Here is a 23882-nt window from a genome sequence, read left to right on the forward strand (position 1 = left end):
GCTCCCGCGCCGATGGGCCAGAGCCGACATACGCGCATCACCTATGGCCGCGAGCTGTGGCGCGCGCTGATGCAGGGGGTGCTGGAAACCGCCAGCACCACCTTCCTCCTGCTCATCGCCGTGCGCTGGTTTCAGGCCGGCGCCCTGGCCAAGGGCCTCGTGGCCGCCGGCAGCAGCATCGGCCTGCTCGTCTCCCCGCTGGTGGTCTGGCACGTCAGCCGCCAGGGCTGGCGCTCCGCCCAGGCCGCCGCCAGCCTGGCTCTGGCCGGCGCCGCCGTTTTCCTCCTCATGGCTCTCCTCCCCCGCGAGCCAATCTTCATCCTGGGCAGCGTCGCCGGCATGACCGCCATGGCGGCCGGCATCCCCTTGATGACCCAGATTTACCAGGAAAATTATCCCGCCGCCGAGCGGGGCAAATTGTTCAGCCGCACAGTCATGGTGCGCATCCTGGCCGCCACTATCTTCAGTTTTCTGGCGGGACGCTGGCTCAACCAACACCTGGATCATTTCCCCTGGCTCCTCATCATCTTTGCCCTGGCCTTCGTGGTCTCGGCCTGGTGCCTCCACCGCATGCCCTCCCGGCCTTTGTCCGATGAAGGCGGACGCCACCCCTGGCGCGCCTGGCGGTATGTCCGGCAGGACCGCCTCTTCCGCTACACCCTCGCCGCCTGGATGCTCATGGGTTGGGCCAACCTCATGATGTGGCCCCTGCGCGTCGAGTATCTGGCCAATGAACGTTTCGGCCTGAAATTGCCCGTCATGACCATTGCCCTCCTGGTGGGCGTCATCCCCAACGCCGTCCGCCTCCTCATGAGTCCCCTCTGGGGTTGGCTGTTTGATCGCATGAACTTTTTCACCCTTCGCGTGGTGCTCAATCTGGGATTCGCCCTGGGCATCGTGGCCTTCTTCACCGGCCACACCTTGCCCGCCCTCGTCCTCGGAGCCGTGATCTTTGGCGTGGCCAACGCCGGCGGCGACGTCGCCTGGAGCCTCTGGGTCACCAAGCTGGCCCCCCCGGCCCGCGTCGCCGATTACATGTCCGTCCACACCTTTTTGACCGGCGTGCGCGGCGTGCTCGCACCACTGACCGCCTACCTGCTGGCCACACCGGACAACCTGGGCTGGCTGGCCGCGGGCTGTGCCGGTCTCATCCTGCTGGCCAGCGCCATCCTGCTGCCCGAGGTTAAAATGGACCGGGAACGCCGCAAGGGCACCGCCTTGGTCGAGGAAGTTTCTGAGTAAGCCAGACGCCCTGTTTTCCCCTGTTCTCTCCCCCCTTTTTCGCGTAGGATTTGCCCGCATGGCTATCGCAAATGGCAAAGCTTCCCGGCTGACGCAGTTGAAAGATGAGGCTTTGGGGCTGTGGGAAGACCGCGGCCTGGACTGGCGGGAAACCCCCACCCGCCACACCTGGAAGGACTTCGCGCACTTTTGGATCCTCGTCTTCAAAAGCTTCGTCCGCAACCGCTGTCCCCTGCGCGCCGCCGCCCTGGCCTACACCACCCTCCTGGCCATCATCCCCGTCCTCGCCGTCGCCGCCAGCATCGCCATCGCCTTCCTGCAAAAAGACGCCGAGCGCACCATCCGCGACTTGATTGATCGCGGCGTGGCCTACGTCGCCCCCTCCCTCGACCTCGAAGTCAAAACAGAAGAGCTCCAAATGAGCGGTGGCCGCGAAATGGTCGCCGCCAAAATCGCCGACTACGTCAACAACGTCAGCAGCGGCGCCCTCGGCGTAACCAGCACCATCGCCCTGATCTTCGTGGCCATTCAAATGCTCCGCAGCATCGAGCTGACCTTTAACGACATCTGGGGCGTCTCCCGCGGACGGCCCCTCCTGATCAGCATCATCCAATACTGGGCCGTCATCACCCTCGGCCCCCTCCTCATCCTCGTGGCCATGGGCTTCTCCAGCACGCCGCATTTCGCCAAAACGCTGCACATCTTCAACCAGTATCCCGCCTTGAGCGTGTTGCTGTTTTCGGCGATGCCGTTTTTCCTCTTATCGGCCGGTTTCACCGCCTTTTACATGTTCATGCCCAACACCCGCGTCCGCTTCAGCGCCGCCCTCATGGGCGGCGCCGTGGCCGGTTTCTTGTGGCAGCTCAACAGCCTCATGAGCGCCCTCTATACCGCCCGGGTGGTGACCTACAGCAAAATCTACGGCAGCCTCGGCCTGGTGCCCCTCCTCCTCGCCAGCATCTACCTGGCCTGGCTCTTCCTCTTGTTCGGCGCGCAGGTGGCCTACGCCTACCAAAACCGCTCCGCCTACCTCCAGGAGCGGGTCACGGAGAATCTTCATCAAAAAAGCCGCGAATTCGCCGCCCTCCGCATCATGACCCGCCTGGCCATCGCTTTCGTCCGCGGTGAACCGCCCCCCACCGCCATGTTCCTCTCGCACGTGCTGGGCATCCCCACCCGCCTCGTCACCCAAATCCTCACCATCATGACCCAGGCGCATCTGGCCGTCGAAGTCGCCGGCCGCGAAACAGGTTACTCCCCCGCCCGGCCCCTCGACAAAATCACTGTGGCCGACATCCTGCAGGCCATGCGCACCGCCCACGGACAGGACTTGGAAACCACGGATGACCCGGCCCGCACCATCTTGCGCCAGGAATTTCAACAGGTCCAGGCGGCCGAGGCCGCGGCGGGACAAACCACCCTGGCCGCGCTGGCCGAAAAACTGACCGGCCCCCTCCAGGAAAAAGCCCCCGCCGCCGGCTCCTGAAGCCATCGCCGGGCTTTCCCCTCCCGGCGAAGCTTCAAGTCCCCTCTTTCTGTTTGGCCCGCGGGTGGGCCTTCTCATACACGCGCTTCAACCGCTCCGTGGCCACATGCGTGTACACCTGCGTGCTGGCCAGGTGGGCGTGGCCCAACAATTCCTGCACCCCCCGCAAATCAGCCCCCGCATTCAGCAAGTGGGTGGCATAACTGTGCCGCAACGCATGCGGGGACAGGGCCGGATCCAGCCCCGCCGCCGCCAGGTAACGCTTCAGGCGCAACTGCACCTGCCGCGGATACATAGGCCGGCGCTCCGCATAGAACACCGGGCTGTTGCCGGCCGGCCGCCGCCCCAGCGCCTGCCAATAGCGTTCGATGGCTTCCAGAGCCGGCCCCCCTATGGGAATCAAGCGTTCCTTCTTCCCCTTGCCCCGCACCCGCACCATCTGCTCGCCCCAATCCAAATCCTGCGCCGTCAGGCCACACAGCTCACTGATGCGCAACCCACAGGAATAAATCGTTTCCAATATGGCCACATCGCGCAGGTAGGGTGCCGCCTCCACCGCCCGGCGCTCCTCTTTTTGCTTCTGCGCCAATTCCCGCAGCGGCGCCTCCAACAGGGCGCGAAGCTGCTCCAACGTGACAAATCGCGGCAGTCGCTTCGGTGCCTTGGGCAGCGCCAGCCGCGTGATGGGCGAACGCTCCACCACCCCCCGATGCAGTAAATACCGATACAGCGTCCGCAACGCGGAAAACCGGACATTGATCGCCGAACGGCTCAGGTTTTGCCGCCCCAAAAAACGCAAATAAATCCGAAAATCATCCCCCGTCAACCGCGGCCAGTCCGGCGCCTGCCCCCGCTGCTCCTCAAACCATTGTTCAAACTCGCCCAGCGCCTGCGCGTAGTTGCGTTGCGTGTACACCGAGGCCCCCCGGGCATCGCGCAAATACGCCAGAAAATCCTCCGCCAGGGGCGTCCTCGGTTGTCCCTTCTCCGCGGCCTGCCCGCCCGGCGTGTTGGTGGACTCCGCAGTCATGACCTGGCGCCCTAATCCCCCAGTTTCTCAATCATGCGGGCCAGTTTCTCCCGGTGTGCCAGCACCAGCCGCGGATCCGTGGTGAAATTTCGCGTATCGCGTGAAATATTTTCCGGCACCCGCAACAGGGCCTCCGCCTCCCGCCAGCGGGCGGCCGGAGCCCCACGCCGTTTCTCCCGCTCCACGCGCTGCTGCAACATCCAGAAATACTCATAATCCTCCATCCCATCCCGCAAGTTTTCCCAGCGCAACGAAGTAACCGGCGGCTCCAAACAAGGCTGCTCCTCCGCCATGGCTGACCGGGGCGGATACAAAAAACGCCCATCCCCATTGCCCCAGTAGCCAATCTGGCCCGGCTTGTAATCATAGCCCGCCACATAGCTCATCGCATCTTCCCATGGATTCTGCCGTTGCGCCCCGGGAAAAGCCGCCGAGCTTGTCCACCACACCGTTTCCCAAACCAAAATGCCCTGCACCCCGTATTGCCAGCTCTGCCACGGCCACAGGCGCAGCTCCAAACCCGGATGATCGATAAACTCCGTAATGTACGGCGCATGCGGCGCGCAGCAGATGTACCACCACACTTCCTCGCCGGCCGCCCGCCGGGCCGCCACTTTCTCCGGCGTCCATTCCGGCGTCAATCCGCACCAAATATCCACATGCCCCAGCAGCTCCGGCTCCGGCTGCTCGGTCAACATGCGTTTGAGTCCCGGCGCCGCAGCCTTGATGCGCTTCATGCCCTCCGCCACAAACTCGTAATCCTTCGGATCCGGCTCATCAAACCAGTACGTGTACGCCTTGCTCAGCCATCCCCGCTCCCGCAAATATCGCTCCACCTGCCCCAAATAATCCTTGAACAACCGGCTATGCTCCGGCGTGCCCTCTTTGAACCCCTCCAGCTCGCCCAGGTGCCGGCTGTGAAAGGTGCCTCCGCCCATGCCCCGCAACGGCAGCAAAAAACTGTTAAAATGTTGCTCATCCAGCCATTGCCGCGCCGCCTTCTCAAACGCCGTAAAATCCACCTCCGCCCGTTTGTCCGCGCCCGTCCCCGTGAACCGCACCTGAATGGGCGAATACGCAAAAAACGAGTACGGCGCGATCCGGTGCCGGGCAAAGTTGGTCAGGTACATTTGATAAACCAGCGCCCGCTGCTCCGCATTGGTCAAATGATGATAACGATTGATGGTGCTGCTGCTCAGGCCAAAGGCGCTCCGCAAATGGGTCTCCACCGGCATCTGAAAACCATACACCATCACCCGCAACGGCACCCGCCAGTTGCCCGCGGACGTGGCCAGTGTAATCTCGCCCTGATACTCGCCGGCCTGAGCCTCGGGCTCGACGTAAACCTGCAGCCACAACGGCTGGTTTTGCTGCGGCGTCAGCCGCAGCGGCAGCCTTAAGGGCGGCAGCGGATCCGGATACCACCCCGGCTCACAGGTGTTATCGGTGGGCCGCGTAACCTTGACATAAGCCACTTCCATCCATTCACACCGCGCCTTCAGCAACTGGCCCCGCGCATTGCGCAAGGGCCCCACCTGCACCGACCGCAGTTCCGCCGCCACGGCCGGCCGCAACACCAGTTGCGCCGCTTCGTACTCCCCCCGCGCCGCCGCCACCGTAATCGGCGTGACCTTCCCGCCGGCCGGCCGCGCGGGCAGGGCGCGCTCCCGCCCAATCTTCCATCCGCTCTCGCACCACCACAGCCCCAGGCTGCTGCTCTCCGCCAGCCAGTAACCCGGCCTTGGATCGGCCAGCACCCCCACTTGAAAATCCACTGCTGCCGCCAGCCATCGCCGCTGGCGCGCATCCGTCAGCGCCAGGTTCACGGTATTTTGGCCCGGCTGTTGTGCCCGCAAAGGCACCCGCACGGTTTGCGTCGCCCCCGCTGCCAGCCCCGGCAAATTCCGCAACTCCTCCCTCCCCTCCGGCCCGCCCACGCCCAACTTCAGATTCATCCCCTGGCTGCTTTCGTTCATCAACTGCATCACCAGCACGGGCGAACCACTCATCATCTCCACCCCGGGGAATTGCACCTGCAAACCCGCCAACGGCGGCTCCGCAGGCTCCACGTAATACGTCATGCCGCGCGCCTCGGGCATCGGCTGGCGCAATGACGCCGCCAGCTCGTACTGGTTCACCTGCAAGTTGCAGTTGGCCCCTTCTCCCACCAGCCGCACCCACAGCGAGCCACCCTCCAGCGCCCCGGCCGGAATGGCCCATTCCCCCGCCCGGCGCTCGCCCTCCAACACCCCCACCGTCTGCCAATGGCTCCCGTCGGCGCTGGCCTCCACCTGCAACCGCCCCCCCACGTAGTAATTCACGTTCACCTTTAATTGCGCCGTGCGAAATCCCCCCGGCACCCGATGCCGGTAGATCACGTACGCCCCCGGCCCAAAACTCCAGCGCGACGTGTTGAACCCGCACCGATGCTCATGCAGCACCCGGCTGTAATTGGCCTCCTCTCCCGCAAAGTGCAGACGGCAATGATACACCCCTCCCTCCACGCTCTCGTCTTTGCCCAGTTCCAGGCCGTGGTTAAATACCGCGTGCACCGGCCAGATCGGCACCAGCCGGGCATTGTCAAAATAGGCCGTGCCCCGCCCCTCCCAATGCCCCAGCCTGAGGTAATCGTTGGTGCCTTGCACCGGCACCGCAACGAGACTTTGATACCTCTGCCATGTCGTGTCCGGAATGATGTCCCGATTGACCAGCGAAGGCCCGCTGATCAGGCAGCCACCGCTGGCATTGGTCTCCCGTTTCGCCCAGAAACTGAAGCGATACACCGCCCCCGGTGTCAGCTTCAACCGCGAGCTGCGCCAATAGCCCGCGCCTTTGCCCTCCCCCTGGATGCTGATGGCCCGCTGGCCGGAAGGTGCGCCTTGAGAAACCCAGTCGCCCCGCACTTCCCCCGCCCACGTCCATCCCGCAGGTGTGCCCTGGCCCTCCTCAAAATCCCCGTTGGGCAGCAGGTTGTAGTTGGCACTGCCCAAAACCGCCGCTTGCGCCACCACCGCGGCAAATCCCAAGGCACACATCCCCATCCATCGCAGGCTTTCTGATAACATAACAAATCCATCCTTACCAAGGTGCAGCCACGGTGTAAATGGTCTTGTCAACAAACCCCCACCTCCCATCTCTGTCCGCCCTCTCCCCCCCGCTCAGTCCTGCCGCCGCCACCGTGGCTTTTTTCAGGAATCAAGGCTTGCTAGGTCCGACAATTTGTGTTACAAGTGTTTGCAATCAAACAATTTTTACGTGTTAGCGCCGGTACCCGCCCGCTTGGTGTTTGCCAGTCCGGGTGGTGGTTGGATTCAGGGAATACGAGAGTATATTTGGCTTATGCAAAACCCAGCAACTGCTGTTCAGCCTCTCGCACCAGCCCGACTGCTGCGTCGAGCCTTGCGGACCTCCCGACTGCTTGCCGCCTGCCTGGCAATGACCCTGTGGGCCACACTTCTCCCCTCCTGGGCGCAGATGGTTTTTGCCCCACCGGTAACCTACCCGGCGCTGGACGGCCCACCCATCAACGTCGCCGATCCCGTCTCGGTCAAACTGGCCGATTTGGACGGCGATAAAAACCTGGACCTGATTGTCGGCTTCGCGCTCTCCGGCGCCACCAACATCCAGGTGCGCTATGGCCTGGGCGACGGCACCTTCGGCCCCCCCACCTATCTGCGCACGCTGGTGAATCCCTTAAAAGTCCAGGTGGGCGATGGCAATGCCGACAAACGGCCGGACATCCTGGTTGCCAACCCGGCCGCCGATGGCTTCTCCTACCTCATCAACAGCGGCGTGGGCTTTGCCCCCTTCCAAGCCTATTTAAGCCCGGTGGGCTACGCCCCCTCCGCCATCGAAGTGGCCGATTTCAACTCCGACGGCACCAATGACCTCGTGGTCGTCAATTCCTCCCACAACAGCATCTCCATCTACCTGGGACGCGCCGACGAAATCTTCGTCCTCCACGCCAATCTGGCCACCGGCCCAAACCCCGTCGCCGTGGTGGTGGATGATTTCAACAAAGACGGGCGCCTGGACCTCGTAATCGGCAACGCCGGCAACAACACCCTCAGTGTCTTCCTGGGCTACCAAGACGGCACGTTTGCCACCCCGCTGACCATGTCTGCCGGCGGCGGCAGCGGCCTCACCGAGCTGGCCGTGGATGATTTTAACGCCGACGGTTACCCGGATTTGCTCGCCGTCAAGTACACCTCAGACATGATCGTCGGCCTGCGCAACAACCAGTTTGCCAGCTTCCTCCCCGCCCTCACCAACAGCGTCTCCACCCCCCAAGGCCTGGTGGTGGTGGACCTGAACCAGGACAAAACCAATGACCTCGCCGTCGGCTTGCGCGGGGGCTCCGACATTCGCGTCTTCCGCGGCGTGCCAAACGGTTACTCTTTAGTGGGCGATTTCCCCTGCAATAGCGACCCACGGGCCTTGGCCGCCGGCGACCTCAACGGCGACCTGGCGCCAGACCTGGTCGTGGCCAATGCCACACCCGACACCATTTCCGTGCTCATCAACGAAACCCCCGTCGCCCGCTCCTTCTCCGTCACGGTGAACGAGGATGAAACTTTGAGCTTCCAGTTGTCCGGCACCGCCGGCGTCCCCTTGACCTACACCATCATCACTCCCCCCGCCAACGGCCTCGTGTTTCAACCCACTTTGGGCGGGCCGGATGTGGACTTCCAAGGCAACCCCAATTTCTTCGGCCCCACCTTCTTCGAATACGTGGTGGACGACGGCAGCATCACCTCCGCCCCCGCCCGCGTAAACATCACCGTCCTCCCGGTGAACGATCCCCCTTCGTTCAGCGTGGATTCCTGGGTCAGCGTGCCCGAAGACTGGCTGGGCAACGGAATCAATTATTTTGCCTACGATATCTTCGTCGGCCCTCCCAATGAACGCGGCCAGGCCTATCGCTTCCTGGTGAGCAATGACAACCCCGCCCTGTTTGCCGTTCAACCCTACATCCTCGTGGGCGGCAAGCTCATGTTCCGCCCCGCCAAAAACGCCGTAGGCCTCGCCAATGTCCAGGTCATCATGGAGGATACCGGCGGCGTGGCCCGCGGCGGCATCAACCGCAGCACCAACTACTTCACCCTCGAGGTGTTTCCCATCAATGACCCGCCCACCTTCAACTTCAGCACCAATCAAGTGGTGGTGCTCGAAAACGCCGGCAACGTCGTCATCCCCAACTTCGCCACCGACTTGTCCGTCGGCCCGCCCGATGAAGTCGTCGAAGGCCAGACCCTGAGCGACTTTGAAATCACCCGCAATACCAACCCCAGCCTGTTTTCCTCCCAGCCCCAGCTTGACGCCGGCGGCACGCTTTCCTTCACCCCGGAGCCTTTCGTCAGTGGCTTTGCCTACATCTCCGTGCGCGTGAGCGATGATGGCGGCACCGCCAACGGCGGCAAGGACACCAGCGCCATTAAAACCTTCATGATTCGCGTCCTCCCCGTCAACCAGCCGCCGGTCTTCAGCCTCGATTGGACCGAAGCCGGGCTGCAAACTGTCTATGAGGACGCCCCCATGCAAGTGGTCAGTAATTTCATCGTGGCCTCCTCCATCTTCCTGGGCACCAATGAAACCTCCCAGGGCTACACCATCATCGTTCAGAATGACAACCCCGGCCTCTTCATCACCCAGCCCTACATCCGCAAGGCCGACAATACCCTGCTCTACCGCCCTCGTCCCAACAGCAACGGCGTCGCCAACGTCAACGTCATCTTGCGCGACACCGGCGGCCGCGCCAATGGCGGCGATGACAGCGCCACCAACTCCTTTGTCATCACCGTCCTGCCCGTCAACGATCCGCCTTCCGCCCAGTTGGTCAATCGCGTCATCACCGTCCTGGAAGACAGCGGCCTCACCGTCAGCAACCTCTGGCGCAACATCAAAACCGGCCCGGCGGAATACCACGAAAGCACCCAAACCGTCAGTTTCGTCACCACCACCGTCACCCCGGATCTGTTCAGCCTCCTGCCCACCAACAGCCCGGCCGGCGTGCTGTCCTTCGCCACCGCGCCCGATGCCAACGGCACCACCCGCGTGCTGGTGGACCTCTTTGACTCCGGCCCCGTGAGCAACCCCTACGACAACAACGTCGCCTCCTATAACTTCGATATCCGCATCCTGCCCGTCAACGATGCCCCCACCCTCACCATCACCCAAAGCCTGGTCCAGGTGCCCGTGGCCGCAGGGCTGGTCCGCACCAACGTGCTCTTCGGTGACCCCGGCGCCTTCAACGAAACCAATCAGGCCCTCACCTTCCAAATCGTCAACAACACCAACCGCGCCATCTTCCTCCGCCAGCCCATCATCTACCCCAACGGCATGTTGGAGTTTGCCCCCACCAACAGCGCCAGCGCCATCGGCAAGGAAGTCACCCTCGGCGTGCGCGTAGTGGACAACGGCGGCACCTCCTACGGCGGCGTCAACGCCTCGCCGTATGTCACCAACCTCACCATCCGCCTGACCGCTCCTTGAGGTCTGCCGGCTGGCTTCGCCCATCAAACCGGGAGTGACGCTCCCGGTTTTTTGTGCTTCAATCCTGCCCCACCATGCCTGAAGGCATCATCACCGCCAGCTCCATGGCCGGCATTTTCACGGCCGTGTTGCCGGTCATTGGCGCCGTCCTCATGGGCGCCCTCATGCGCCGCCTCAACTGGCTCACCACCGAGGCCGACACCAGCTTGATGCGCGTCACCATCAACGTGTTCACCCCCTGCCTCATCTTTGACTCCGTCCTCGGCAATGCCGCTCTCGCCAACCTCTCCACCTTGCTGCTCACCCCCACCGTCGGTTTCATTACCGTGACCGCCGGCATCCTGCTCGCCCTGGCCGTCTCCCGCTTCACCGGCCTGCCCCCGGGCACAGCGCAAAGAACCTTTGCCTTGTGCACCGGCATCTACAACTACGGGTACATCCCCCTCCCGCTGGCCCTCATGATGTTTGACCGCGAAACCGTCGGCGTGCTTTTCGTGCACAACATCGGCGTGGAGGCCGCCATGTGGAGCGTCGGGCTGCTGGTCATCTCCGGCCAGGGCCTCAAATCCGGCTGGCGCCAAATTGTCAATGTCCCCCTCGGCGCCATCCTCTTGGGCCTGGCTCTGAACGCCAGCGGCCTGGCTCCCCACCTGCCCGCCTTTGTCCGCCAGACCGCCCACTTGTTGGGCCAATGCGCCATCCCGCTGGGATTGGTCCTGGTTGGCGCCACCATGGCCGATTACGCCCATGAATTCCGCTTCGGCCGCTTGCAGCCTCCCATCCTCTGGGCCTGCGCCCTTCGCCTGGGCCTCCTGCCGGTGGGATTCCTGCTTTTCGCTTGTGTCCTCCCCGCCCCGGTGGAATTGAAACGCATCATCCTCCTCCAGGCCGCCATGCCCGCCGCCGTCTTTCCCATCATCATGTCACGTCATTACGGCGGCGATCCCGGCCTGGCCCTGCGCATCGTCCTCAGCACCTCGCTTGGCGCCCTCCTCACCATGCCCTGGTGGCTCCGCTGGGGCGCGCAACTGCTCGGCCTCACCTCCCAGCCGGGCTAAACCTCAGGCCACCCCCGCCGGCCGCGCCGTGCTCGCGGCTTGCCGTCGCCGGTAGGCTTCCTTCATTTGCGCCAGTTGCGCCAATGTCACTCCCCGCAGGGAGGGCAACCTCGGAAAATCCACTTCAAACTTGAGCAGCGCCGTGATCTCGCTCGGCACAATCACGCAAAAAATCCCCGCCCGCTGCGCCGCCTTGCTGCCATTCGGTGAATCTTCCACCGCCACCACCGCCTGCCGCGGCAAACCCAGCCGCTCCAACGCCGCCAGATAAAGATCCGGCGCCGGTTTCGGCGTCGGCACCTCGTCCACATTCATGATCAAATCAAACCTCCCCTCCAGCCGGTGATGCTGCAGCCAGTGATCAATCCAGCTCCGCGGCGAACTCGACACAATGGCCACCTTCACCCCCGCTCCTCGCGCCTCCTGTATCAATTCCACCACCCCCGGTTGCACCGCCTGCCGCGCCACCAGCTCGCGCTGATATTGCTCCCGCCGCCGCTCCAGCTCCTCCCAATCCAGCCTGCGTCCCAACCGCCGCTCCAATTCCGTGCGCGGATTGAACTCAATGAAATGTGTGCCAATGACCAGCGCAAATTGCTCCATGCTGAGCTCCTCCCCAAACTCGGCATAAATCTTCTGCCAGCTCCGATACCCGGGCTGTTCGGTTTCCAAAATCACGCCGTCAAAATCAAATAATAAACCTTGGATGCTGCTCATAAGCCTTCTCAGGGAACTGGGTATTGCCTTCCCCGTCCCCTAATCCGCCATGAAACAGGCCCAAACGCAAATAAAATGTCAGCCCCCCGCCAGCCCCAACACCCACTCCCTCACTCAAGCGCACCAACCAACACCCCGCGCAACCCGCCCTACACCGTCATTTTTACAAAGAGCATTGTCACTCAACGGACTCTGCGCTTATATTCCCACATCGCCCTTTATTGCCCATGATTGCGTTGGATTGGGGAAAGTTTGTTCGCGCAGCCCTAGGCGGTATGCTCCTCGCCATCTCCCTCGTTGGCACTGCCCTCCCCGGGCCCGCCGCCGTGGTCATCCATGAATTCATGGCGGAAAATGACGGCTGGCTTGAAGATGAAGATGGCGACAGCCCGGACTGGATTGAACTCTACAATGATGCTGCCTCCCCCATGCCCCTCACCGGCTGGCGCCTGACCGACGACCCCGCCAATCCCAACAAATGGATCTTCCCCGCCACCAACATCGGCCCGCGCAGTTTCTTGCTCATCTTTGCCTCGGGCAAAAACCGCGCCACTCCCGGCGCCCCGCTCCACGCCAGTTTCCGCCTGCAAAATGCCGGCGGCCACCTGGCCTTGTTTGACGCCCAAGGCAACCTCATCTCCGCCTGCACCAATTATCCCCCACAGCGCGCCAATGTCTCCTACGGCCAACAAAGAATTTCCCTCACCACCCCCTGGCTCCTTCCCTCCACCCCTTTTCGCTGGAAGGTCATGACCAATGCCGCCGAATTGGAGGGCTGGACCGCGCCCGCCTACGATGCCTCTGCCTGGCCCTCGGCCACCGGCACCATCGGCTATTCCTCCACCGATAACATCCTCTTGCGCCTGGATTTTGACGAACGCGGCACCACCCCCGTCACCCAGCCGGGATTCGAGTCCTTCGTCATCAACTCCAATACCAGCGCCACCGCCGCCCAAAGCGCCCCCACCATCCGTTTCTTCGGCAACCTCCAGGTGACCCTCTCCAATACCCCGCCGGACAATTACGACGACCGCCTCCGCAGCCAGCCCGTCAACAGCGGCAACTTCACCTCCTCCGCCCTCCTGCGCGACTTTGTGTTCAGCGGCTCCCGCACCAATCAGGGCGGCCTTGACCTCACCATCTCCGGCCTCCCCCCCGGTCAATCCTGCGAAGTAACCCTCTGGTCTTATGACAACTCCAGCCCCGGCAGCCGGCGCTCCTCCTGGGCCGCCAACGCCGTCACCGTCGTCCCGCTTTACACCTTCGACGGCTCCGTGCTCCCCACTTCCGACACCGACTACCGCCTGAAGTTCAATGCCCTCATTGACCCCCAGGGCCGTTTGAAGATCTCCGGCCGCCGCGACCCCGGCAGCGTCGGCAGCGGCGGCGGCGCCGATTACGGGGTCTTCCTCAATGCGCTGGAAATTAAACAGCCCGGCCTCGCCCAGTACGTGCAGAATGACATCCGCACCCTCATGCGCGGACGGGCCACCGGCCTGGCCTTGCGTTATCCCTTTAACGTGGACACCGGCGCGCTGCCCCAATTCCTGCGCCTCCGCGTGCGCTACAAAGATGGCTTCGTTGCCTGGTTGAACGGCGAGCTGTTGCCCTCGCGCCATGCTCCCACCACCCCCGCATGGAACGCCACCGCCACCACCGATCGCCCCCTCCCCAACGCCATGACCGAAGAGGAATTCATCTTCGCCACCTCCGCCACCCCCCTCCGAACCGGCTCCAACCTCCTGGCCATTCACGGCTTGAGTTATTCCACCAACAGCCAGCACTTCCTCCTCGGCGCCACCCTCGAAGGTTTTACCGAGCAGGGAGTGGGCCTTTTCTACTTCGCCCAACCCACTCCCGGCACCACCAATGCCACCGGTTACCTGGGCTTCGTCAGCGACACCAAATTCAGCCTGAACCGCGGGTTCTACGACACCCCTTTCACCGTCGGCATCACCTCCGCCACCCCCGGCGCCATCATCTATTACACCACCGATGGCAGCCGCCCCTCCCCCACCAATGGCCTGGTGTACCAAGGCCCCTTGTGGATTACCAATACCACCCTCCTCCGTGCCATGGCCTGGGCCCCCAATCTCATTCCCACCGAGCCGGACACGCACTCCTACCTCTTCCTCGACACCGTCCTGCGCCAGTCCAATTCACTCCCCGGCTATCCCACCACCTGGCAGGCCGATTACCCGGCCGACTACGAAATGGACCCCAACGTCGTCAACCATCCCCGCTACCGCCACACCATCCGCCAGGACTTGCTGGCCATTCCCTCCGTCTCCATCGTCACCGACCACGACAGTCTCTGGGGACCCGTCCGCGGCCTCTACAACCACTCCACCAGTGTCCATGACCCGGCGGCGGGACAGGACTGGGAACGCGCCGCCTCTGTGGAATTACTCCTACCGGACGGACGCAAAGGGTTTCAGGCCAACTGCGCCCTCCGCATCCAGGGCAATGCCAGCCGCGATAACAACCGCCTCGCCAAGCATTCCCTCCGCTTGCTCTTCAAATCCGACTACGGCCCCTCCAAACTCCGCTATGACTGGTTCAACGGCGGCGTCCGGCAATTCGACAACCTCATCCTCCGCGCCGGTTTCACCGACACCTGGGCCACACGCTACTCCGACCAAACCGCCCTCCCCGGCGGCAAGGGCACCCGCTACCGCCCCGAAGATTCCCTCCTCTTGCGCGATTCCTGGGTGAAGGACTCCATGCGTGACATGGGCCACCTCGCCGCCCGCAATCACTTCGTCCATCTCTACCTCAACGGCCTCTACTGGGGCGTCTATAATCCCTCCGAGCGCATGGACGCCTCCTTCTGCGCCGAACACCTCGGCGGCAGCAGGCAGGATTGGGACGTCCTGTGCGGCGATGCCATCTACGACTTCGCCACCCTCAAAGATGGCTCCAAGGACGATTGGAATGAACTCATGGCCATCGTCAATGCCGGCATCACCAACGAGGCCGCCTTCCACGCCGTCACCCAGCGCGTGGATGTCATCAACCTGATCGATTACATGATCCTCCACATCGTGGCCGAAGCCGAAGACTGGCCCCACCATAATTGGTATGCCGTCCACCGCCGCGCCAACCCGCGCACCGGCTCCCCCGCCACCCGCTGGATTTTCCTCCCCTGGGACCAGGAAATCGTCCTGGACCAACTCGTCCGCCGCAACCGCGTGGACGTCAACAACCCCGACACCCCCGCCCGCATTTATGGCGCCCTCCGCGCCTGGCCGGAATTCCGCCGCCTGTTCGGTGACCGCGTGCACAAGCATCTGTTCAACGACGGCGCCTTGACCCCCGCCAAAAATATCGCCCGCCTCATGGCGCGCGTGGCCGAAATTGAGCGCGCCATCGTCGGCGAAAGCGCCCGCTGGGGGGACGCCCGCGAGTTCACCATCGGCGCCAATCCCGGCCACGGACAGACTTTCACCCGCGATGAATGGTGGTGGCCGGAAATCAACAAACTTTGCACCAATTATTTCCCCACTTTAACGGACATCAACCTCGCCCGCTTCCGCGCCGCCGGCCTCTATCCCGCCCTCGCCGCGCCCGTCTTCAGTCCATTCGGCGGCGACGTCCCGCCCGATTTTTCCCTCGTGCTCGGTCACACCAACCAGGCGGGCGAGATTTACTACACCTTGAACGGGGAAGACCCCCGCACCTACGGCAGCGGCGCCGTGGCGCCTTCCGCCCTGCTCTATCAAAACCCCATCCCCATCCTCGACCCCGTCGTAGTCAGGGCCCGTGTCCATCTCAACGGTCAGTGGAGCGCCCTCTCCGAGGCCATGTTCTATCCCACCCAGAACCTGCAGGCGCTCACCCTCACCGAAATCATGTACAATCCCCCCGCCTTCCAGGGCCGGGATGGCGATGCTTTCGAGTTTATTGAATTGTGGAACCGCTCCGCGCAACCCCTCAATCTGTCCGGCTTCCAGTTCGTCCAGGGCATCCAGTTCACCTTTACCAACGGCTCCCGCCTCCCGCCCAACGCCTACGCCGTCCTGGTCTCCGATGCCGATGCCTTCGCCCTTAAATATCCGGGGATCCCCATCGCCGGAGTGTACACCGGACGCCTCGACAATGGCGGCGAGCGCTTGACGCTGGTGGACCCCCGCGGCTTGGAAATCCTCTCCCTCAAATACGACGATGTCCCGCCCTGGCCCGTCGAAGCCGACAACGGCGGCTACTCGCTGACCCAACGTTATCCCCTCCGTTTTCAAGCGCCGGAAGATCCCCTAAAATGGCGGGCCAGCGCCAACCCCGGCGGCTCACCGGGCGCCCCCGACGCTGAAGACTCAGATAGCGATGGCCTGCCCGATGCCTGGGAAAGCCTCCATGGCCTGCTCAGCCAAAACCCCGCCGACGCCCTGCAGGATGCCGATGGCGATGGCCACAGCAATCTGGAGGAATTCCTCGCCGGCACCGACCCCCGGGACCCCCGCAGCCATCTCCGCCTGCAGCTCGAACAATCCAACGGCCGCCTCACCCTGCGTGGCCTGCTGCAGGCCGGACGCACCATGCGCGTTTTATATCGAACCAATCTCTGGCAGGGCGCCTGGGAAACCTGGACCAACCTCCCTCCGCCCAACGCCCCTCAGGAATGGCGCCTGGAATTGCCCCCGGCTGCAGACCGCTCCCAGTTCTATCGCCTCCAAGTAACCTGGCCCTGAGCATCCCCCTCACTCGTCCACCAGCTCATAACCGAACACCTCCCGCTGCGCGCGAAATTGCAGACGGCCCTCCTCCACTCGCGCCGGCACCGTCGCTCCGCGCTGCCCCTGCCGATCCACCGTCACCACCCGCACCGCCCGATTGACTGCTCCCCCCAAGGCCTCGGGCCTCAGACTTACTTCAAAATCCTCCCCATCCGGCAACGGTATGATCAGCCGCCGCCCGTTCACCTGCGCCAGTTTTACGGCGCCGCTGGTCTTTACCGCGCCAAAATCCACCGGCCGCCGGTTGGGCAATAACCGGGGATCAGGCCGATACTCCTCCGCCGACGGCTCAAACTTGAGGCCGGTAATTTTCCCCCCGCTGCCGCTGACGATCAATTTGCCCACCCGGTAACGATGATCCGAGGCATCGTCCCCCAACAGGGCATAACGCCGCCCGCCCTCCCCGCCAGCATTGAACAACCCCACCAGCGCCGCGTATTCGCCCGGCTGCATGTTCTCGGGAATGTTCACCACAAAATCCGTCACCACCTCCCCCTCCCATTGCGTGGTCGGCGTCGAAGGAACCCCCCCTCCGTAAAACTCCGCCGGACTGTAGCGACCGGGCACCGGACGCGAAAAATGATAAAACACCTGCAAATTCCGCGGCGCCGGCTGTTGGGCCTTCCACCGCACCTGCAATCGAAATTGCCGCTCGCCCACCGCGCTGAAACCGGCAAAACCAGGCTGAATCAACAGCGGCGCCTCTGGCAGATAACCCCGCCCATTCACATAGACCTCCCCCGGCCGGCGCGAGCGCTCCACAATCTGCCCCTCCACCCGCTCAATCGCCGACTCCACCGCCCCGTTCACGGCCCAATAACCAAATTGCGGCAGCACATGGCCGCCTACAGTCCAGTCCTCTACCCCCCGATTCACATACCCCCGCCCCCCTCCCTGCCAGTGAATGATCAAACGATGCGGATTGTCCCCCGCAAACTCCACCTGCCTGATCTCGTCCAGCGCCACGCTCTCCACAAACCCCTGCGCCAGCCAGTACTTGCGGATGGCCTCCCGGCCCGTGTTCCGCAAATCAATCATCAGCGCGTTGCCCGTAAGGATTTCCGCGCTGACATAGTCATCGCTGGTGATGCCATGCAGCGTCCGCCCGCGTCCCCCCTCATAGCGCCCCGGATAACCCACCCCATGCAAACTAAACCGTGTATGATTGACCGCATTAAACCACGGCACCCGCGCCCAATCCCGGCACACCACCCGGTTGTTGAATGGCCCACCGCTGGCGCTCAAATGCAAAAACTGGCAATCCGCCCCGTCCAGATATCCAATCAGTTGGTCGCTCCCCGCCTCGCTGGTGGTCGGACCGCCCCCACATGCCCGCCGGATGTAGTTAAATGCCTCGCCCCAGTGACGCAGCGTTTCCATCTTCGAATGAAAACGCCCATGACGATCAAAGTAATCAAAGGCATTAATCGAAGTCCACACATCCACAAAATAGGTGTTGGGCTCCAGCGCCGGCCCAATCAACTGCATGTTCCGCCGCAGAAACGGCATCACCCGGTCCGGCCGGAATTGGTAACTCTGCGCATTCCGCCCCTCATTCAGCCACGCCTTCCGCGGCTGCCCCTCCGCCGTAAAGGTCACGTTTTCATAACTGAAATCCGTGCAATCGGGATAGATGTCTATGTAGTTGTCGTGCAAACCCCATTGCACCCCCAGGGCCCGGCACAACCGGCTCTGCGCCCGCAATTCCTCCAGCGTCCCCAGCGTGGGCAGCGGCGGAAAAATATCCGGCAGCCGGTAATCATAACCCCACCGCTGCCACACGTGAATGATGACCATCGCATTGGTCAGCCCATAATCAAAACAGCGCTGCAACCGCGCCGTGTTCTCTGCGTATCGCCCGCCCCATAAATCAAACACAAACCGCCCCGCCTTCAACGCCACAGCCGGCGCGGCCTTCTTGTCATACAACGGACGATACCGAATGGCGCAATCCATCGCCCCGCGCCGCCCCGGCACAAACGTGAACATCGCCCCCGGATGCGTGTGCAGCGCGTAAGTGCGCGTGGCCGGATTCACCTCCAAATAATCCACCGGCGCATCCGTGGCCACCAGCAGCGCCAGACCATTGTCAAACTCAAATCCCACATGACTCGTCGCCAGGTTGTGCCCGCCCCCGCCCGCCCGGAAGGCCTGCGGCTCCTCAATACAATAACCATGCCCGTAATACACCCGCCGGGCCGGGCGATCGGCCGCGCCCGTCGTCAAATCTGTGATCCGCCGGTCACTCGCGATCTTCATCCGCAGACCCGGCCCTTCCGCCCAAAGCTCTGCCACCAACTGCCCCGGCCCCTCCACCGTTTGCAGCCGGTGTGTCACCCGCCAGCGCCCACCGTTGGAGGCCACGGTGACGCGCTCCACCACCACCCCCGCCGGCCAGCCGCCCACCGGCAAATCCAGCACTTGCATGGCCATCCCGTCCCATACCACGGATGCCTCCGCGCCGCCAAACGCTATGGCCGCGTCCGCCAATCCATTAGGCCCCAGCACCACCGCCGCCCGCAATCCATCCCCCAGCTCGAACACCATGGCCTCCCGCCCACCCCGGCCGGAGGCCACCGCCATGCGGGCTTCTTCCTGCCCCTGCGCTCTCGCGGCAGCGCTCCGCAATTGGGGAGCCGCACCCGCAAGGATGACCGGATCACCCCAAAACGCCGAGTCACAGGTCGTGTTCCGTTGCGGCCCGGGATGGGTCTCCAATCGCAACATCACCTCACGCCCCCGGAAACGGCTCAAATCCACCTCATTCAAAACCCACGTCTTGCTGTCAGTATGCCGGCTGTACACCTCCGTCTCATCCACCCACACCCGAAACGTCACCCCGTCACTGGGCGGCTCGCTGGCCGTGTGATCTCTGATGGCGCTGTAAAAAACCAGCCGCGCCCCACTCTGCGGCAACCGCACTTTCCACCCCATCTCCACTGTCCCGGCCTGTTTCCGCCACGGCGGATGGACCTGCCAGGCCTGCCGGGTCTCCCCGCGCTGCACCGGCCCCATGAATACACTGGTCCCGGAGGATTCGTGCGTCCCCGTCCATTCGTCAGGCAGCCTTTGCGGCGGCTGTTCAAAATATTGCCACACCACCCGATGCGGCTTGTGTCGGCTCAGCGGAACAGCCCCGGACGCCGGCACCACCAGCGCCGCCGGCGGCGCCGCCACCCGCGGCAGTTGTGTGAAATCATTGGTGAAAATGCGCACCGCCTCCAGCTCCACCCGCCGCCCCGCCACGCTTGCCTCCGCCTTCACCCGCACCGGATACAGGGCCGAATACGCCCCCTTACCCACGGCCAGCGCAAAGCCGGCCTCCCGCACCTCACGCGGCGGCACCGTCAGCCTGACCGTTGTTGGCCCCACCGCCCGGCACTCATCCACCAGTCCCCCCATGCTCAACTTGACCGTCAGCGCCTCCGCCGAAGCGTTGGAAACGCTGGCCCGCACCGGCTGCGGTTGATGGTAATTCGTTACCAGCGGCACAGGCGCAATCAGCAAGCTCAGCGGCCCCTCTTTTACCTGATGTCCGTCAAAAGCAATCACCCCGGGCACCGCCGCCAGCGCCACCAGCAAGCCCGCCGCCTGTGGTATGCCAAATGGTTTCATACCCCCCATCATGCGCCCACCAGGCTGCGTTGTCACGCCCGCTTTCCCCCGGCAGACGCCATCTCAAGCCTGATTTTCCATTGAATCCGCCACCGGCCTGCGCAACAATGCCGCCATGAAATCCCTCATCCTCTGCTGCGTCACCGCATCCCTGGCCTTGCCCGCCCTCACCGCCGCCGAGCTGGTCAAAGCCAAAGATGGCTCCGGCGTGTACGGCTACAAAGATACTCCTGTCCTGCCCTGGTGCGGCTTTCACGTCCACGACCCCGACCGACCCAACCCCAAACGCGTGGACCCCGGCACCGCCGGCCAGACCGTCATGCCCGCCCGCCCCCCCGCGGATGCCATCGTCCTTTTCGACGGCACAAACCTGTCGCGCTGGCAAAAACCCGTGTACAAAATCGAGGACGGCTGCCTCGTCGCCGTCGGCAATGAGGCGCTCGTCTCCAAAGACACCTTCGGCGACTGCCAGATTCACCTCGAATGGATGGCCCCGCCGCCCGATGGCTTCCCCTGGTACAATCGCGGCAACAACGGCCTCCTCCTCATGGGCCTCTACGAAATCCAGATTTTTGACTCCTTCACCGAAAAAATCTATCCCGACGGCATGGCCGCCGCCATCTACGGACAAACCCCGCCGCGAGTCAACGTCTGCCGCCCGCCCGGCCAATGGCAAACCTACGACATCCTCTTCACCGCCCCGGTCTTTGAAAACGAAAAACTCGTCAAACCCGCCCGAATCACGATGTTTCACAATGGCGTCCTCGTCCACCTGAATGAGGAGATTCACGGCGAGACCGGCCATCGCATCATTCCCCAGTACCGGCAGAAAATCAGCCGCGGCCCCCTCGTCCTGGGCGGCCACGATTGCCCCGTCCGTTTCCGCAATATCTGGGTGCGCCCGCTCTAAGCGCCAGCCCTCGCTTCAAACCCGCGGCAGGCACGCCGGCCCCAGCGGCTCAAATGTCTTATAAGTCAGGATGAACTCCTGATGCCCCAGCCGTTCACTGGCCGTCGGTTCACCCCCGGCCGTGCGCAGCACCTTCTCATAAATCTCCCGCCCCACCTCCTCCAACGTGGCTTCCCCCTCCAGAATCCGGCCCGCGTTGATGTCCATGTCCTCCGCCAGCCGCCGGTACGTCTCCGGATTGGCGCAGATTTTTATCACCGGGGCAATGGCCGATCCTACCACCGACCCCCGGCCCGTCGTAAAAAGCGTCACATGCGCGCCACACGCCATCAACTCGGCAATCTCCGCATTGTCACAAATATTGGCAAAGCCAAACCGCACCTCCCCGTCCGGCACCACATCCAGCAGATACAGCCCCCCCGTGGGCGGCACGTCGCCGGGCTTCAACAGCCCAACTATGGGCGACTGGCCGCTCTTGCTGTACGCCCCCATGCTTTTCTCCTCCTGCGTGGTCAGGCCCCCCTCCGCATTCCCCGGCGCAAAACTGCCGTGCCCCAAAGTGGCATAGTGACGCGCCGCCTTCGCCACACACGCCACAATCTCCGGCGCCAGCTCCGGCCGCGCCGCGCGCGCCGCCATGATCGGCTCGCACCCAATCAATTCCCCTGTCTCCTCAAAAATCGCCGCCGCCCCCTCCGCCACCAACATATCAAAGGCCCGCCCCGCCGCCGGATTCGCCGTAATCCCGCTGGTTGCATCCGACCCGCCGCAGATCGTGCCCACCACCAGCTCCCGCACCTCCATCTCCACACGCGGCACGGTTTCCAACCTCCTTAACGCCCCGCCCACCCATTCACATCCCCGCTCAATACTGCGCCGCGTCCCCCCGCTCTCCTGAATCACCAGTGTCTCCACCGGCCGCCCCGTCGCCGCAATCTGTCTGGCCAGCTCCGCCCGATTGAAACTCTCACACCCCAGCGCAACCAACAAGGCCCCTCCCACATTCGGATGCGTGCACAAACGCTGCATCATCCGAAAGGCATAGTCATTGGGATAACACCCCGGAAAACCAATGAGATGCACCGGCCGCCCGCGAAAAGCCCCCACAATCTCCCGCGCCACATGGTGGGCGCATTCCACCAGGTACGCCACCACCAGCACGTTGCGAATCCCCTTCCGACCATCACTCCGTAGATAACCCTGCATCATGGCTCAATGCGTTTGACCAAAATACTCTGCCTGCCGCTCCCAGGTGTAAGTCGGCAGATAATCACTCTTCAGATTGTGGGTGTGCACCACCTCGCCCCGCCGGATCTCCGCCGTCGCCGAACCAATCGGCACCCCATACTTCAGCACCTTCTCCCCCTGCCGAATCGCCCGCGCCGCCACCTTGAACCCCAGCGGCACGCGCGCGTCCAAACGCACCCTCTCCCCCTCTATCCACACTTCCTCTCCCGCCGCCAGCGTCGTGATGGCGGTAAGCACATTATCCTCCGCCGCCAGTCGCAACAGCCGTTTGTCAGTTTCCATCCTCATCCCGCTTTCGCTTAAAAACTCGGGGCGTGCCCCCGGGCAACGCCGCTCAGGACACGCCCCGCAACAATTCCGTCAACCCCGGGCGCTAAGGCACTTCGATCACCCGATAGAACCGGCTGGGCTGCGTCAGTATGTTGTCCTGTACCGTCAGGGTGGCGCCCGTGGCCGTCTGCGGCCCGCCAAAATTCAACCACAGCGTATCGTTCAGGCGGTTCTTGTACTGCACCTGGTAACGCTTGCCGGCCGTCGTCTGGAAGCCCAGATTAATCAGGCTGCCGTTCACCCGCACATCCGCCAGATTGAACACCGGCGGCTGGCTCGGCTGCCCGCCCACATTCGGCCGGCCCGGCGTCGGACTGGCCAGCGTTTGGATGCTCGCCGACCCATCCGGGAAACGTCCCTGACTCACATCCGAAGTCTGCGCCCCAAAAACCACCAAATCCACCAATCGGCCATCCGGAGCAAACAGCCCGATGTCATCGCCGTTGCGGCTGAGCGCAAAGTTGACATGCAGCTCCGGTGAATTCGTGCTGTTGCGATGTGGCGCATTGTCCGCCCACACCAGCAAAAAGCCCCGCGGCGGAATGACGTATCCAGGCGGAATCTGGAATTTCTGCGGCGCGGCATTCGGCGCATCCGTCAAGTAATAGCCCGCCAGATTGACCGGCTCATTGCCCGGATTGTACAGCTCGAACCAGTCCTCATACGCCAGCCCGTTCGGCTCCTGCAAAGTGCGCGTATTGCTGGCCATCCATTCATTGATCCGCACCTCGGCCGCCTGCACCACCACGGCCGTGGCGGCATTGCTGCGGCCCGGTGTGGCCTGAGCGAACACCTGCCGGTAGAACATCTGGCCGTTGGGGTAGTCCCCATAACTCTGACCCGGCGCCAGATTCGTGTAGTTCAGATAATCCAGCACCCCCAACTGCCCGTCCACCGGCATCACCAACGCCACCGACCCGCTGCCCCCCGTCAGCCGGAAATTCGTGTGCAAATTCGTCCCCGCACTCTGCTCCACCTGCCCGTCACACCACACCATCCGATACTCCCCAGGCCCCAACAC

13 protein-coding genes are annotated in these 23882 nt (G+C 63.3%); 6 read left to right on the forward strand and 7 right to left on the reverse strand.

The genetic code is table 11. The features are described from left to right. The first annotated feature begins 12 nt into the window (after nucleotides 1-12). Nucleotides 13-1242 (forward strand): MFS transporter, encoded by a 1230-nt coding sequence (locus tag N3J91_14400; GenBank protein MCX8157614.1) that lies wholly within the window; start codon nucleotides 13-15, stop codon nucleotides 1240-1242. 58 nt (nucleotides 1243-1300) lie between these two features. Further along, a complete protein-coding gene (locus N3J91_14405; GenBank protein MCX8157615.1) occupies nucleotides 1301-2728 on the forward strand; it encodes a YihY family inner membrane protein in 1428 nt (475 codons plus the stop codon). Nucleotides 2729-2762: 34 nt separating this feature from the next. Here N3J91_14405 and N3J91_14410 read toward each other — a convergent pair whose 3' ends face one another. Together N3J91_14410 and N3J91_14415 are read right to left on the reverse strand one after the other, a co-directional pair. Continuing rightward, nucleotides 2763-3758 (reverse strand): tyrosine recombinase XerC, encoded by a 996-nt coding sequence (locus N3J91_14410; GenBank protein MCX8157616.1) that lies wholly within the window; start codon nucleotides 3756-3758, stop codon nucleotides 2763-2765. A gap of 11 nt (nucleotides 3759-3769) precedes the next feature. Further along, nucleotides 3770-6823: a DUF4091 domain-containing protein gene (locus N3J91_14415; protein ID MCX8157617.1), complete on the reverse strand. Its 3054-nt coding sequence runs from the start codon at nucleotides 6821-6823 to the stop codon at nucleotides 3770-3772. A gap of 334 nt (nucleotides 6824-7157) precedes the next feature. On the opposite strand from N3J91_14415, the gene N3J91_14420 reads away from it, so the two are divergent. Then, complete coding sequence (locus N3J91_14420) at nucleotides 7158-10250, forward strand: FG-GAP-like repeat-containing protein (GenBank protein MCX8157618.1); 3093 nt, start codon at nucleotides 7158-7160, stop codon at nucleotides 10248-10250. 74 nt (nucleotides 10251-10324) lie between these two features. Next, entirely contained in the window at nucleotides 10325-11308 is a 984-nt protein-coding gene (locus N3J91_14425; protein MCX8157619.1) for an AEC family transporter, read from the forward strand. A 3-nt stretch (nucleotides 11309-11311) separates the two neighbouring features. Here the strand turns inward: N3J91_14425 and N3J91_14430 are convergent, their stop codons facing one another. Next, complete coding sequence (locus N3J91_14430) at nucleotides 11312-12025, reverse strand: HAD family phosphatase (protein MCX8157620.1); 714 nt, start codon at nucleotides 12023-12025, stop codon at nucleotides 11312-11314. Between the two features lie 275 nt (nucleotides 12026-12300). On the opposite strand from N3J91_14430, the gene N3J91_14435 reads away from it, so the two are divergent. After that, nucleotides 12301-16713 carry a lamin tail domain-containing protein gene (locus tag N3J91_14435; GenBank protein ID MCX8157621.1) on the forward strand — a complete coding sequence of 1471 codons (4413 nt, stop codon included), beginning with the start codon at nucleotides 12301-12303 and terminating at the stop codon, nucleotides 16711-16713. A 9-nt stretch (nucleotides 16714-16722) separates the two neighbouring features. On the opposite strand, the gene N3J91_14440 is transcribed toward N3J91_14435, so the two are convergent. After that, on the reverse strand, nucleotides 16723-20373 hold the full coding sequence (locus N3J91_14440) for a hypothetical protein (GenBank protein MCX8157622.1): 3651 nt from the start codon (nucleotides 20371-20373) through the stop codon (nucleotides 16723-16725). Between the two features lie 115 nt (nucleotides 20374-20488). On the opposite strand from N3J91_14440, the gene N3J91_14445 reads away from it, so the two are divergent. Further along, on the forward strand, nucleotides 20489-21283 hold the full coding sequence (locus N3J91_14445) for a DUF1080 domain-containing protein (protein ID MCX8157623.1): 795 nt from the start codon (nucleotides 20489-20491) through the stop codon (nucleotides 21281-21283). 15 nt (nucleotides 21284-21298) lie between these two features. Here N3J91_14445 and N3J91_14450 read toward each other — a convergent pair whose 3' ends face one another. The 3 genes from N3J91_14450 to N3J91_14460 form a co-directional block, all read right to left on the reverse strand. Next, nucleotides 21299-22492 (reverse strand): UxaA family hydrolase, encoded by a 1194-nt coding sequence (locus tag N3J91_14450; GenBank protein ID MCX8157624.1) that lies wholly within the window; start codon nucleotides 22490-22492, stop codon nucleotides 21299-21301. A gap of 3 nt (nucleotides 22493-22495) precedes the next feature. Continuing rightward, nucleotides 22496-22819, reverse strand: a complete 324-nt coding sequence (locus N3J91_14455; GenBank protein ID MCX8157625.1) for a UxaA family hydrolase — start codon at nucleotides 22817-22819, stop codon at nucleotides 22496-22498. 85 nt (nucleotides 22820-22904) lie between these two features. Next, a partial coding sequence (locus N3J91_14460) for a lamin tail domain-containing protein (GenBank protein ID MCX8157626.1) occupies nucleotides 22905-23882 on the reverse strand: 978 nt, incomplete at its 5' end.

Source organism: Verrucomicrobiia bacterium (genome assembly GCA_026414565.1).
GTDB lineage: Bacteria > Verrucomicrobiota > Verrucomicrobiia > Limisphaerales > Fontisphaeraceae > Fontisphaera.